General features: G+C 32.8%; 1 protein-coding gene. It reads left to right on the top strand.

All coding sequences use genetic code 11. From position 1 onward, the window contains the following. Positions 1-914, top strand: a 914-nt coding sequence (locus A500_RS19050; RefSeq protein ID WP_040437200.1) for a transposase, incomplete at both ends; no start/stop codon positions are given.

Consider the following 914-nt stretch of genomic DNA (forward strand, 5'->3'; position numbering starts at 1 on the left):
CAGTGCGATTACTAAGTCAATTTGTAGAGGAGATGGATTTAACAGATTTATATTCGACTTATTCCAAGATAAAGGAAAATCAAGTATCGCCAAGAAAAATGCTGAAAATCATGACTTATGGATATATGAATAAGATTTATTCGTCTCGAGATATTGAAAAGGCATGCCGTAGAGACATTAATTTTATGTTTTTGCTTGAGGGAGCATCCGCTCCGGATCATGCAACATTTGCAAGATTTAGAAGTCTTCATTTTGCTCCATGTTCTGAAAGGATCTTAGCTGAAACAGCTAAATTTCTTTATAAAATTGGTGAGATATCAGGAGATGCTATCTTTATTGATGGCACAAAAATAGAAGCTTATGCAAATAAATATACTTTTGTCTGGAAAAAGGCAGTTACAAAAAACATGGCAAAATTGCTAATTAAAGTGGCCGACCTTGTTAAAGAGTGCGAAGAACTTTATGATATTAAGTTAATCTATAAAAATGAAGTTCAAATGAAACATGTAAAAAAGCTTAGAAAAAAGCTTTATGCACTAAAGAAATCAGAAGGAATAGAATTCGTTCACGGATGTGGGAAAAGAAAAACTGCATTGCAACGATCAATAGAAAAACTTGAAGAATATCTTTCAAAGTTTAAAGAATATACTCAAAAAGTGTACACTTGCGGAGATAGAAACAGTTACTCAAAAACTGATGTTGATGCTACATTTATGAGGATGAAAGAAGATGCTATGAAAAACGGTCAACTTAAGCCAGCTTATAATGTGCAGCATGGTGTAGATTCAGAATATATTACATGGCTTACAGTTGGACCACAACCAACGGATACAACTACGCTAATACCTTTCTTGAAAAGCATGGAAGAAAACTTAAAATTTAAATACTTAAAAATAGTTGCAGATGCTGGATAT

The organism is Clostridium sartagoforme AAU1 (genome assembly GCF_000401215.1).
In the GTDB taxonomy this organism is placed as follows: Bacteria; Bacillota; Clostridia; order Clostridiales; family Clostridiaceae; genus Clostridium; species Clostridium sartagoforme.